This is a genomic window from Pseudomonas sp. RIT-PI-o, assembly GCF_001297215.1.
GTDB classification, from domain to species: Bacteria; Pseudomonadota; Gammaproteobacteria; order Pseudomonadales; family Pseudomonadaceae; genus Aquipseudomonas; species Aquipseudomonas moraviensis_A.
Genome location: NZ_LHPA01000020.1, coordinates 79,068 through 91,984, shown reverse-complemented (window position 1 = coordinate 91,984; position 12,917 = coordinate 79,068). Strand labels below are relative to the sequence as shown.

11 protein-coding genes are annotated in these 12,917 nt (G+C 60.2%); 3 read left to right on the top strand and 8 right to left on the bottom strand.

Going from position 1 to position 12,917, the window contains the following annotated elements; all coding sequences use genetic code 11:
• Positions 1–78: 78 nt before the first annotated feature.
• On the bottom strand, positions 79–675 hold the full coding sequence (locus AEQ63_RS09240) for a MarC family protein (RefSeq protein ID WP_016771870.1): 597 nt from the start codon (positions 673–675) through the stop codon (positions 79–81).
• A 245-nt stretch (positions 676–920) separates the two neighbouring features.
• Between AEQ63_RS09240 and AEQ63_RS09235 the strand changes: the two genes are divergently transcribed.
• Genes AEQ63_RS09235 through AEQ63_RS09225 form a run of 3 tightly spaced genes read left to right on the top strand, consistent with a single transcriptional unit; the run spans position 921 to position 3,079 of the window.
• Positions 921–1,709 (top strand): hypothetical protein, encoded by a 789-nt coding sequence (locus AEQ63_RS09235; protein ID WP_064362997.1) that lies wholly within the window; start codon positions 921–923, stop codon positions 1,707–1,709.
• A 57-nt stretch (positions 1,710–1,766) separates the two neighbouring features.
• Complete coding sequence (locus AEQ63_RS09230) at positions 1,767–2,441, top strand: hypothetical protein (RefSeq protein ID WP_064362995.1); 675 nt, start codon at positions 1,767–1,769, stop codon at positions 2,439–2,441.
• Positions 2,438–3,079, top strand: coding sequence for a hypothetical protein (locus tag AEQ63_RS09225; RefSeq protein WP_064362992.1), 642 nt, complete (start codon positions 2,438–2,440; stop codon positions 3,077–3,079). The genes AEQ63_RS09230 and AEQ63_RS09225 overlap by 4 nt, the downstream gene beginning before the upstream one ends.
• Positions 3,080–3,083: 4 nt before the next feature.
• Here AEQ63_RS09225 and AEQ63_RS09220 read toward each other — a convergent pair whose 3' ends face one another.
• From AEQ63_RS09220 to prmA, 7 genes are all read right to left on the bottom strand, one after another.
• Positions 3,084–5,858: a hybrid sensor histidine kinase/response regulator gene (locus AEQ63_RS09220; protein WP_064362991.1), complete on the bottom strand. Its 2,775-nt coding sequence runs from the start codon at positions 5,856–5,858 to the stop codon at positions 3,084–3,086.
• Positions 5,859–5,957: 99 nt separating this feature from the next.
• Positions 5,958–7,253: a phosphoribosylamine--glycine ligase gene (purD, locus tag AEQ63_RS09215; RefSeq protein WP_064362989.1), complete on the bottom strand. Its 1,296-nt coding sequence runs from the start codon at positions 7,251–7,253 to the stop codon at positions 5,958–5,960.
• 155 nt (positions 7,254–7,408) lie between these two features.
• Positions 7,409–9,016 carry a bifunctional phosphoribosylaminoimidazolecarboxamide formyltransferase/IMP cyclohydrolase gene (gene purH / locus AEQ63_RS09210; RefSeq protein WP_064362987.1) on the bottom strand — a complete coding sequence of 536 codons (1,608 nt, stop codon included), beginning with the start codon at positions 9,014–9,016 and terminating at the stop codon, positions 7,409–7,411.
• An 83-nt stretch (positions 9,017–9,099) separates the two neighbouring features.
• Positions 9,100–9,420 carry a DNA-binding transcriptional regulator Fis gene (gene fis, locus AEQ63_RS09205; RefSeq protein ID WP_002555375.1) on the bottom strand — a complete coding sequence of 107 codons (321 nt, stop codon included), beginning with the start codon at positions 9,418–9,420 and terminating at the stop codon, positions 9,100–9,102.
• Positions 9,417–10,427 carry a tRNA dihydrouridine synthase DusB gene (dusB, locus tag AEQ63_RS09200; protein ID WP_042608907.1) on the bottom strand — a complete coding sequence of 337 codons (1,011 nt, stop codon included), beginning with the start codon at positions 10,425–10,427 and terminating at the stop codon, positions 9,417–9,419. Before dusB ends, fis begins: the two co-directional genes overlap by 4 nt.
• A 185-nt stretch (positions 10,428–10,612) precedes the next feature.
• On the bottom strand, positions 10,613–11,872 hold the full coding sequence (locus AEQ63_RS09195; RefSeq protein WP_064362986.1) for a DUF3426 domain-containing protein: 1,260 nt from the start codon (positions 11,870–11,872) through the stop codon (positions 10,613–10,615).
• Between the two features lie 30 nt (positions 11,873–11,902).
• Positions 11,903–12,781, bottom strand: coding sequence for a 50S ribosomal protein L11 methyltransferase (prmA, locus tag AEQ63_RS09190; protein WP_042608905.1), 879 nt, complete (start codon positions 12,779–12,781; stop codon positions 11,903–11,905).
• Positions 12,782–12,917: the final 136 nt, after the last annotated feature.

Here is a 12,917-nt window from a genome sequence, read left to right as displayed (position 1 = left end):
GGTCGCTCTGCACAACAGAACGCCGCGAACGGTTACCGTGCGCGGCGTTTTGTTGTGGTCGTCGTGCTGCGGCAATGCTCAAGGCACCAAATAGCCCTTCACACCGGTAAAAATGATCTGCGCCGCCAGCGCGCAGACGAACAGCCCCATCAAGCGGCTGACGATCTGCAAACCCTGATCGCCAAGAATCCGTTCGATACGATTGGACAGATACAGCACCACACCGACGGTAAAACTGGCCAGGGCGATACTCATGATCGCGGTCAGCTTGTCGTCCCAGTGCGGCTGGCTGACGCCCATTACCAGCAAGGCACCGATGGTGCCGGGGCCGACGGTCAGCGGAATGGTCAGCGGCACGATGGTCACATCCTGCTGCACGTTGTCGGCCTGCACCGCCGGTTTTCCCTGGGCCATGCCCAGTGCCGAGATGAACAGTACGCTGCCGGCGCCGATGCGGAAGGCGTCCACGGTGATGCCGAACACGTCGAAAATCACCCGCCCGAACAGATACAGCAGAACACTGGAAATCAGTGTTGCAAGAGCGACCTTCCACGCCAGACGCCGCTGCTCCTTGCGCGAATAGCCGCGGGTCAGGCTGATAAAACAGGACAACACGAAGAACGGGCTGTAGAGCACCAGCATCTTCAGGTAAACGCTGAACAACACGTGGAGCATGATTTTGGCTCGCATCCAGAGTAGATGAGTTGGAGTCTATCAGACTGATCTAATGGCTGTGAGTCTGATGTTTAATTGTTGCTTAGTTGTTATTCCGGGGAGTGGGATAACTTCTTTTTGTTGGTTTGGTTTCGTGCTGGATATGCTGTTACATGTTTGGGTTTGTGGGTAATGTTTTTGCTGGTTATTGTTTGTTTGGCAAGTTCATGAGGAACTTGCATTGAATTGAATAAGGAACAGTTGTAATGAATGCTCAAGTTGCAAGTCAGCGATATATCGATGCGTGTGTCAAAAACATTGACGAATATGAACTGGATGATGCGCCCATTATCCGTTCGCGTAGTCTGATCATGCCGGGTGACGATATTGAAGCGCCCTCCCAGGGCTCGGTTGTCGGTGAAGGGATCATTTCCTTCAGCGGCAACATCACCGGTGTTAATCGCACCGATGCGCAGAATGCTTTTCTTTATGCGTCGCTGGTCGCTAACAAGCGCTACCCCCTGGAGAGTCAGGGCAAAGAATGGTACATGCTGTTTCGCGAAGTCATGACCAATGCGGGCTGGGCGCCTATCCGCCGTTTCTACAGTGATTTGCAAGTCAGCGGAACCAGCGTGCGGATGGACAAGCTGGTGCTTGAAATCCTTGGCTCGGTAGTTGCTGGCCTGGCTGTACCTGGTCCTAGCACCGCGCTGATGTTGAAGGTAGCGGGCGATGCGATCGCTGCGCTGAAAGAGCGTCAAACGGCATTGACCCTGTATGAGCGCAACCTGCTGGAAAATGGTGTCGGTGGAGTGACCGCCGGCGCGTGCGCCGAGATCAACGGAGCGACTATTTTTGCAGTTGGTGCCGTGCGCTTTGCCCGACGCAACTCTTCGACCAAAGTAATGTTTGTCGATGTGGATGTTCGCAATGTCGGCCTTTATCGCGGTGAAACTGTCTTCGAGAAAAACGAGTTTGTTGCTGAAGCGACTCGCACAAAGATTGCCACCGCTCTGGTGAATCACTTGGCTAAAGCCATCGATTACGATATTTGATGACAACATGAAGGCGGCCGGATAACGGCCGCCTTTTTTGTGCGGGGATAACTTGTTATGGATACGGCCTATACGGCAATTGTTGTTGGTACGGCAATTTTGCTGGTGCCTGAAACAGAAGAAATGTTGGCTTGTGACAACGTCATCAACAGTGTGCTGTACGCACAATTGGTCGCCAATAAATCGGTGGAAAAACAACCCGGATCCCAATGGTATGAGTGTTATACAGAAGTCCTGGACAACTTCTGGGTGCGCCAGACGAGGGCGCGTGAGGACAGGAATGTGTTGTCTGGGAATATGGAGTCAGTCATCGATTGGGTAGTCGATTGCATCGGTAAGGCCGATCCAGATCGAGTGCCTGCGATTGCAGCCATGCTGGATCAATGTGCGAATCTGCCGGCGGAGCATCCGGCCATCCACCTGCTTCGTACGCATATGCAAAAGATCTCTGATGCAACGGCAATGCCTGTGCAGTTGCTGGTGATCGTGGCGCACTCCCCGACGCATCTCACCAGCGTATTCGTGACGTTGAGAACGCATCAAGCGCTTCCTGTGAATCCGTTGGCCCATGCCTATCAGGCAGAGGAGGTTCAAGGTCCTGTCACGCTGCGGTTTGCCCGATCAACGCTGTCGCAAGGTCTGTATGAGATGGTCGCCAGCGACATAGCGCTGAAGATTCAAGATCGCATTGCGGCCAACGTGGCGGCGCTGTCCCTGGAGCATGAGCAATGACCGAGCTTTTCGCACCACCCGCTGCGGTCGTGGGCGGCAGCGTCGTGTCGTTCGCCAGCGGTCTGCCCCCATCCCACCGGGAAGACGTCTACATGAGCACGGCGTTCGCGCAAAACGCGACGCGCGCAGCATTCGAAGCAGGATTGTCCGGGGAATGGTTCGAGTACTACTGCAACCAGTTGAGATTTCTGGGATGGGACGTACCCCGTCCGCAAGCCTTCGTACCTGAGCAGGGCGGTGTGATGGCCGGGCAGGCGATCAACCGCATTTCCACGCGCCTGGGCGCCGATTTCGCTTGGCCGATGAGCCGCGCCCTCAAGCAAATGGAGAGGAATGCATCTGCGAGCGAACTGTTCGACTCAACCGTACTGCGGGCGCAGGGCAGTATTTTTCAGTTGATTCCCTGCGTCATGAATGGCCCGAACAGGGTCGATATGGGTGTCTATCATCGGCAGTTCAAACTTGAACGAAAGGCCACCGGGTTCCTGTTTCTCGATGATCAATCACTCATCAGTAACAGCCTCGAACAGATGGCACTGATCAGCTTCAATACGCTTCACTACGGTACGTTTCGCGAGAAGGTGAAAAAGTCGGTGCTCACCCAGTCACTGAAATATTTGAGCGAGCTTGAACTCTGATCGCTCAGTACGTGGAAGCCGTACGGTTCTGCTGATCACGCTGTGCCACCCAGTGCTCGATCAACTCGCGCAACTGCGACAGCTCGACCGGTTTGGACATGTGCCCGTCCATGCCGGCCTGCCGGGCGCGTTCTTTGTGTTCGGCAAGAATGTGCGCGGTGAGGGCCACGATCGGTGTGCGGATCCGCTGATTGCTCACTTCCCAGGCGCGCAGTTGCTGAGTGGCGGAGAAACCATCGAGGATCGGCATCTCACAGTCCATCAGCACCAGGTCATAACGCTGGGCTTTCATCGCTTGCAGCGCTTCTTCGCCATTGCTCGCGGTGTCCGGCTGCAGGTTGAGCTTGCCGAGCATGCCGCGAATCACTTTGGTCGAAATGGTGTTGTCTTCGGCGACCAGGATACGGAAGTCGCTCGGCACTTTCGCAGCAGCGGCCGCTGTAACCACTTGCGGCTGGAACACCACCTGGCCCTTGTTGCGCTGATTGAGTTCGTCCGCCAACGTAGTCTTGAGCGTATAGCCGGCCACCGGTTTGGCCAGAATCCGTTTGATCCCCGAATTGCGCGCAATGATCTTGCTCGGCGCGTTGCTGATGCCGGTGAGCATGATCAGCAGAATGTCGTGGTTCAGGCTCGGGTCTTCCTTGATCTTCGCCGCCAGTTGCATCCCGGTCATGCCCGGCATGTTCTGGTCGAGCAGCACCACATCGAAGTAATCGCGCAGGTGCGCCTTGGTGCGCAGCAGCGCCAGCGCTTCCTTGCCCGAAGGCACGGCGCTGACGTTCAGGCCCCAGGCGCTGCACTGCTGCACCAGCACTTTGCGACAGGTGTCGTTGTCGTCGACCACCAGCACCCGCGCGCCTTGCAGCGGGCTGTCCAGATCGGAGGTCGGATGCTCGAGGCGATCGGGGTCCAGTGGCAGCGTCAGCCATAAGGTGCTGCCCTGGGTGGCGCCGCTCTTGATGCCGAACTCACCGTGCATCAGGCGAATCAGTTGTCGCGCAATCACCAGCCCCAGATTACCGCCGAGGCGATTGGCCGAGAGGAAGTGTTTGCTGTGCAACTCGGCGTGCAGCAGTGCATCGCGTTCTTCCGGCTCCATCGGCACGCCGCTGTCCTGTACGGCGATGCGCAGGCGCGGTTTGCTGCTGCGCTCGTCGAGGGCGACGACGATCAACACTTCGCCTTCTTCGGTTTTCTTCAGGGCGTTTTCCAGCAGGCTCAGCAAGGTCTGGCGCAGCCGCGTCGGATCGCCGCTGATCACCCGTGGCACTTGCGGCTGGATGAAGCTGATCAGCTCGACGTTCTGTTGCTCGGCCTTGGCCCGGTAGATGCTCAGGCAATCGTCGATCAGCGCGTTGAGGTCGAACTGCACGTCGTCGAGTTCGATCTGCCCGGATTCGAGCTTGGAGATGTCGAGGATCTCGTTGATCAGCGTCAGCAGTTCGTTGCCGGCGCTGTGGATGGTTTGCACGTAATCACGCTGCTTGACCGACAGCGGCGTACCCAACAGCAACTCGGTCATGCCCAGTACGCCGTTCATGGGGGTGCGGATTTCGTGGCTGATCTTGGCGAGGAACTCGGCTTTGGCATTGATCTCGGCATTGCTCGCCGCCAGGTCGCGGCTGATGCTGAAGCGGCTTTCGGTGATGCTGCGCTGTCGCTCGCCCAGGGCGATGCTCATCAGCAGGCCGCTGATGCAGATGAACACCATCAGCGTCATGATCAGGCCTTGCGGCGTGACCAGGGTCAGCCCCAGCAGCGCCGGCAGGATGACCAGCGTGCCGATGTTGAACACGACCATCGCGGCCACGAACAGGCGTGCCGGGCGGTAGCCCTTTTGCCAGTGATAGAAGCCCACCAGCAACATGCTCAGGCCGGCCAGCGCCACCAGCGCGTAGGTGATGATGTTCAGCGGCAAGGTGTTGACGAACAGCAGCAACAGGCTGCACGTGACGATCAACAGAATGTCGCCCCACAGCAGTTTGTTCAGCGGGTGCTGGCCCAGTGGCGCGAAGAAGCGCAGGGCATACATCAATCCGGCCGGGGCGGTCAGCAACAGGGCCAGATAAGCCCCCGGCGTCTGGATCGCATGCCAGTTCGGCAGCCAGGGCCCGGCGAGGTTGAGCAACAGGAACAGACTCAGCCCGAGCAGGCCTTCACAGATCGCCAGCCACAGACTGCTGCGCGAGCGCGAGTAGGCGTAGCGCACCAGATTGTGCAGCAGGAGCATGGCGAGGCAGCCGAACAGCAGGCCGAAAATCAGCGTCTGCTTCTGATCGGCCGCGCCTTGCACCGCCGCTTGCAGGGTGATGTGCGGGCGCAATTGATGGTCGGAGACCATGCGTACGTAGATGTCCAGCGGCTTGTCGGCCTGGGGCAGGGGCAGCATGAAATCGCTGCTCGGCAAGGGACGTTCGGCCTGTGGCCGTGCGGTGCCGGTGTTGCGTTGCTCGATCAGCCGGTCGCCGTCGAGCACGTAGAGATTGAGCTGTGACAGATCGGGGGCAAAGATGCGCAGCACCTGTTCGTGCTTGCCCGGCGCCAGTTTGAAGCGCAGCCACAGGGCGCCCTCGGGCTCGGCCGCGGTCAGGTGGTCAAGGTCGGTGGGGCTGAATTGATTGGTGTAGCGAGCGGAGCGGATGTCGCTCAGTTGCAGGATGCCCTGATCGTCAAGCAATACCGACCAGCCACTGCCTTGCGCGGCCTGGGCCGGGAGCATGCAGAGCAAGGTCATCAGCGTGACGGTGAAGCTTATGGCAATCCTGAGCCAGCGCACGGCGAAATCCCTTCGTAGGTTGATGCCAGAATATAACGATGCGCGACGACCGAACAGCCCGGCGAGAAATGGCCTCCCGCGCCGGGCCTGATGGATCGCTTATTCCTGGATTTCGCCGCGTTCACGGGCAATGGCGCGGTAGCCAATGTCCTTGCGGTAGAAGCAGCCTTCCCAGTCGATGGCAGCGGCAAGCTGGTAGGCCTGCTGCTGAGCTTCACCGACGGTGGCGCCCATGGCCGTGGCGCAAAGCACGCGACCACCGGCGGTAACCACCTGACCGTCCTTCAATGCGGTGCCGGCGTGGAAGACTTTGCCTTCCAGACCTGCCGCTGCATCCAGACCCTTGATCGCTGCGCCTTTGGCGTAGTCGTCCGGATAGCCGCCGGCAGCCAGAACGATGCCGACGCTCGGACGCGGATCCCACTGCGCTTCAACCTTGTCCAGCGCTTGCGCCAGCGCGGCTTCGACCAGCAGCACCAGGCTCGATTGCAGACGCAGCATCACCGGTTGGGTTTCCGGATCGCCGAAGCGGCAGTTGAACTCGATGACCTTCGGATTACCGGCCTTGTCGATCATCAGACCGGCATAGAGGAAACCAGTGTAGACGTTGCCTTCGTCGGCCATGCCGCGCACGGTCGGCCAGATCACCTGGTCCATCACGCGCTGATGCACGTCGGCGGTGACCACCGGGGCAGGGGAGTAGGCACCCATGCCACCGGTGTTCGGGCCGCTGTCGCCGTCGCCGACACGTTTGTGGTCCTGGCTGGTGGCCATCGGCAGGACATTCTTGCCGTCGACCATGACGATGAACGAAGCTTCTTCGCCGTCGAGGAATTCTTCGATCACCACGCGCGAACCAGCGTCGCCAAACGAGTTGCCGGCGAGCATGTCACGCACGGCGTCTTCGGCTTCGGCCAGGGTCATGGCAACGATCACGCCTTTGCCGGCAGCGAGGCCATCGGCCTTGATCACGATCGGCGCGCCTTTCTCACGCAGATAAGCCAGGGCCGGCTCGATCTCGGTGAAGTTCTGGTAATCGGCGGTCGGAATCTTGTGGCGGGCGAGGAAATCCTTGGTGAAGGCTTTCGAACCTTCCAGTTGCGCAGCGCCGGCGGTCGGACCAAAGCAGTCCAGGCCACGGGTGCGGAACAGATCGACCACGCCAGCCACCAGCGGCACTTCCGGGCCAACGATGGTCAACGAAACGTTCTTTTCAGCGAAATCGGCCAGTTGCTCAAGGGCCAATACGTCGATGGCGACGTTTTCGCACTTGGCTTCAATGGCGGTGCCAGCGTTGCCTGGCGCGACAAAGACTTTCTGCACACGCGGATCCTGAGCCACTTTCCAGGCCAGGGCGTGTTCACGGCCACCGCTGCCAATGATCAAAACATTCATTTCAAAAACCTCGGATGACGCTAATTCTGTTGAGCGCCGCAGGGACGCTTTTCTGTAGGAGTGAGCCTGCTCGCGATTGCGGTGTGTCAGTCACTGCAGCTTTGACTGACCAATGGCTATCGCGAGCAGGCTCACTCCTACAGTGGATCGTGTGATTAGTGACGGAAGTGGCGCATGCCCGTGAAGACCATCGCGATGCCGGCTTCGTCGGCAGCAGCAATCACCTCAGCATCACGCATCGAGCCGCCCGGCTGGATCACCGCGGTGATGCCGACCTTGGCCGCGTTGTCGAGGCCGTCGCGGAACGGGAAGAATGCGTCCGAGGCCATGACCGAACCGGCAACCTGCAAGCCAGCGTGCTCAGCCTTGATTGCGGCGATGCGTGCCGAGTTGACGCGGCTCATCTGGCCGGCGCCGACGCCGATGGTCTGACGGTTCTTGGCGTAGACGATGGCGTTGGATTTGACGTATTTGGCGACTTTCCAGGCGAAGATCAGGTCGTGGATTTCCTGTTCGGTCGGCGCGCGTTTGGTCACCACTTTCAGGTCATCGGCACTGATCATGCCGATGTCGCGGCTCTGCACCAGCAGGCCACCGTTGACGCGCTTGTAATCCCAGGCAGCGGCGCGCTCAGCCGACCACTCACCACAGGCCAGCAGGCGTACGTTGGCTTTGGCGGCAACGATGGCGCGGGCTTCTTCGCTGACCGATGGCGCGATGATCACTTCAACGAACTGACGCTCGACGATCGCCTTGGCGGTCTCGGCATCGAGTTCACGGTTGAAGGCGATGATGCCGCCGAACGCCGACTCGGTGTCGGTGGCGTAGGCCAGTTCGTAGGCCTGACGGATGCCGCCTTCGGCGTCCGGGCTGACTGCCACGCCGCAAGGGTTGGCGTGCTTGACGATCACGCAGGCTGGCTTGACGAAGCTCTTCACGCATTCCAGCGCAGCGTCGGTGTCGGCAACGTTGTTGTACGACAGTTCCTTGCCTTGCAGCTGGGTGGCGGTGGCGATGCCGACTTCGGCAGGCTTGGCTTCAACGTAGAACGCCGCGCTCTGGTGCGGGTTCTCGCCGTAGCGCATTTCCTGGGCCTTGATGAACTGGCTGTTGAAGGTACGCGGGAATTCGCTGCGACCCTCAGTGCTCAGGGTTTCAGCGGCCTGGTTAACGGTGCCCATGTAGTTGGCGATCATGCCGTCGTAGGCGGCGGTGTGTTCGAAGGCCTTGAGCATCAGGTCGAAACGCTGAGCGTAGGTCAGGCCGCCAGCCTTGAGGTTTTCCAGGACGTTGGCGTAATCGCTGGCATTCACCACGATCGCAACGTCTTTATGATTTTTCGCTGCCGAACGGACCATGGTCGGCCCGCCGATGTCGATGTTCTCGATGGCGGTCGGCAGGTCGCAGCCTGGCTTGTTGATGGTTGCTTCGAACGGGTACAGGTTGACCGCCACCAGATCGATCGGCTTGATGCCGTGCTCGTTCATGATTGCATCGTCAGTACCGCGACGACCGAGGATGCCGCCGTGGATTTTCGGGTGCAGGGTTTTCACCCGACCGTCCATCATCTCGGCGAAACCGGTGTAATCCGCGACTTCCACTGCGGCAACGCCGTTGTCACGCAGCAGCTTGAACGTTCCGCCGGTGGAGAGGATCTCGACGCCCAGAGCTTCAAGCTCCTTGGCGAATTCGAGGATCCCGGTCTTGTCGGAAACGCTGATCAAGGCGCGGCGGATCGGCAGGCGGGTAGTCTGGTCGGTCATCTCAATTTCCATCAAAAGCAAAGGAAGTCAGCAAAAAAGGCGACCGTTTTTTACGCGGGCGCCTTTCTGGTTTGATTGAATGCTTACAGCAGATCGTACTGCTTGAGTTTCTTGCGCAGCGTGCCGCGGTTCAGTCCCAGCAGCTCACTGGCCTTGGTCTGGTTGCCCTTGACGTAGTTCATCACGCTTTCGAGCAGGGGCGCCTCGACTTCGGACAGCACCAGGTTGTACACATCCGTGACGGACGCGCCCTCAAGGTGGGCGAAATAATTGTGCAGCGCCTTCTCGACACTCCCGCGAAGGGTCTGGCCTTCTTCGCTCGGCGTGTTGAGGTGCTGTTTCAAATTCACGTTGTCGCTCACGGGTGTTGTTCCACTCACTAAAGTCTCGGTCATCATCGTCATGCGGCCACCCCTTCTTCGTCCCCTGTCAGGCTCTTGTAACGCTCGGCGAAGAACTCCCGAACGTCGGCGCATTGTGCTTCCGTACCATCCAAACGATTGAAACGGGCGCGAAACTCCCTGGCGCCCGGCAAGGTTGCGAGATACCAGCCCACATGCTTGCGGGCAATGCGCACGCCCATCACGTCGCCATAGAAGGCGTGAAGGGCGGCCAGATGCTCCAGCAGGATGCGTTCCACTTCGCTCAGTTCCGGCGCGGGCAATTTCTCGCCGGTGCGCAGGAAGTGTTCGATCTCGCGAAAAATCCATGGCCGCCCTTGAGCGGCACGGCCTATCAGCAGGCCATCGGCACCGGTCGCGTCAAGCACGTATCGGGCCTTTTCCGGCGAATCGATATCGCCATTGGCAAACACCGGGATCGACACGGCCTGCTTGATCGCAGCAATCGTGTCGTACTCGGCTTCCCCTGTGTACAGATCGGCGCGCGTACGGCCGTGCACGGCCAGCGCAGTGATCCCGGCCTGTTCGGCGATCTTCGCCACGGTCAGGCCGTTCTTGTTCTCGCGATCCCAACCGGTGCGGATCTTCAGGGTGACCGGCACATCAACCGCGGCCACTACGGCCTGCAGGATCTCGGTCACCAGTGCTTCGTCTTTCAGCAACGCGGAGCCGGCGGCCTTGTTGCAGACCTTCTTCGCCGGACAGCCCATGTTGATGTCGATAATCTGTGCGCCCAGCTCGACGTTGGCCCGTGCCGCATCGGCCAGCATCTGCGCGTCTCCACCGGCGATCTGCACCGAGCGCGGCTCGGGATCGCCTTCGTGGATCATGCGCATGCGTGACTTGCGGGTATTCCACAGGCTCATGTCGCTGGTGACCATTTCCGAGACTACAAGCCCTGCGCCCAGACGCTTGCACAGCTGACGAAAGGGCTGGTCGGTGACGCCCGCCATCGGGGCGAGAATCAAACCGTTCTGCAATGTATATGGGCCGATGCGTACCGCCGACATAGGACTTCCCTGAAGTGGGGCCGGATCATGAGAGTTCGAAAAAGGGTGGGCATGATACCCGCTCTCGATGACTGGTTAAAGGCTGAATTGAACAAAATCTGAACAGTTATTCTGTTATCGCCAACGGTTTGGTTGGCCGCGATCCAGTCAGAAAAATGCCGTCAATCGGGAAACGCTGAAGCGGTTCATTCCGGCGAATGGAAGTTGAGGCTGTAATTCACCGCTTTCGGCCCCGGATCGAGAATATCCAGGGCGATGTGGATCGGCGTCTGCGGCGGCATTTCCGCCAGACCCTCAAGATCGCCGCTCAGGTACTCGCCGGGCTTGAAGCGACGACTGGCGATCAGGTGACCGTTGAGGTCGGCAAAACGCAACTCGAGCAACGGAAACGGCTGGGAAAACGTCGCACGGTTATAAATGATCGCATCGACCACCAGCGCTCCGCTGAATTCCGGATGGCTGCGTACCACCAGGTTGCTGCTCTTGATTTTGCCGATATCGACTTTGGAGGGCACGGTGCAGCCGATCTGCGGACAGATCTGCTGAAACCATGGGCGGTATTGATCCTGCCGCGCCAGTTCCTCGAAATGATAGGCGATGTACTGAGCGGCAAGCCCGCCGGCCGCCAACACCACCAGCACCAGCCAGAGCAGACGCCGGCCCCAGGGCGAGCGACGTTGCTGCCAGTCCAGTTGCAGCGGGTCGTCGGTCAGATCCTGCAGGACTTCGGCGCGCACGCCGGGCTCGGCCCGTTCACGTTTCTTGCGCGGCGAGGTGATCAACGGCAGATCGTCGTCCTCGCTGTCGTCGCTGGCCGAAAGGCGTTCACGGCGGGCGTTGGGATTGATCGGGTCGTGCAGGCGCAGTTGCGGGATCGGCGGTTCGTCGTCCGGGTCCACCGGCCCCAGTGACAACGACGGTTCGGTGCGCTCGGGTTCGAGGGTTTCAATCTCGTCGAGATCGGGTTCGATATCCGGCGCGGCGCTGCGCTCCTCGGCAGGCTCGCTGAACAGACTGTCGGGCCATGTCCCTTCGTCGGGTTCCGGGCTGTCGCGCCGCGCGCTCAAGGACTCTTCGCGGGCACGGCCGAACTCGGCGACCGGCTGGATTTCGCGCTGTTCGAGGCGGGCGAGTTCTTCGTCCAGATCGAGGCTGTCCAGGTCGAGTTCGGACGCGCTCCACTGCTTTTGACTGATGGCGCGCGGCGCAGGCGTGTCATCGGTGCTCGGTGCAGCGCTGACTGATGTTGGCGCTTCAGGCAGTGGCGACGCGACCGGCGTCACCGTGTCCTTGCCGGCATGTTGCTCGAGCAGCTGCTTGGCAGCATTGAACACTTGCAGGCAGGAGCCGCAACGAACCACGCCGCGCGCCACGCTCAATTGCGCATGGTTGACGCGGAAGCTGGTCTGGCAATGCGGGCACTGGGTGACGAAACTGTCGGTCATGCGGCGATCCGGTTCAGGCAAGCGGTCATTTTAGCGCCGACGCCCGGTGATGCGCACCCAGCCATCGCGATTGGCAATCGGGTCGAGCTCGAAGTCCTGCGCATAGGCAGCGGCGACTTCTTCACCCTGTTCGGCGAGGATGCCCGACAGCGCCAGGCGCCCGCCGCTCTTGACCAGGCTGGACAGTTGCGGCGCCAGCGACACCAGCGGGCCGGCGAGAATATTGGCGACCAGCACGTCGGCCTGGACCTGCGGCAGATCTTCCGGCAGGTACAGCGGGAACAGCTCATCGGCGATGTTGTTGCGCCCGGCGTTGTCGCGCGAGGCTTCCAGCGCCTGCACGTCGATGTCGGTGCCCACGGCTTGTTTGGCGCCGAGCAGCAGAGCGGCAATCGCCAGAATCCCCGAGCCGCAGCCGAAATCGAGCACGTGGCAGTCTTTCAGATCCTGGCCATCGAGCCATTCCAGGCACAGCGCGGTGGTCGGGTGGGTGCCGGTGCCGAATGCGAGGCCCGGGTCCAGCAACAGGTTGACCGCGTCAGGCTCAGGCGCGGCGTGCCAGCTCGGCACAATCCACAGGCGCTGGCCGAAGCGCATTGGCTCGAAACCGTCCATCCAGCTGCGTTCCCAGTCCTGGTCTTCGATGACTTCGCTGTGGTGCTCGGGCAACGGGCTGCCGGTCAGCAACTCCAGGTGAGCCAGCACCGGCTCCGGTTCGGTGCCGCCTTCGAACAGCGCCAGCAAGTGGGTGTGCGACCACAGCGGCGTGGTATTGAGTTCCGGTTCGAAGATCGGCTGGTCTTCGGCGTCCATGAAAGTCACCGACACGGCGCCGACTTCGAGAAATGCGTCCTCATAGGTTTCGGCTTGTTCCGGGGTGATGGCGAGACGGACTTGCAGCCAAGGCATGGCGGGCACCTTTGAAAAATCTGTGGGGCAGCCCGAAGCTGCAAAAGCGCGCAGTTTACGCCAGGTCGCCGGCAAAGTGGACACGCCGCTCGGCTGTTACACATTCGCCAGCGCGATATACATATGTATCGCCTGA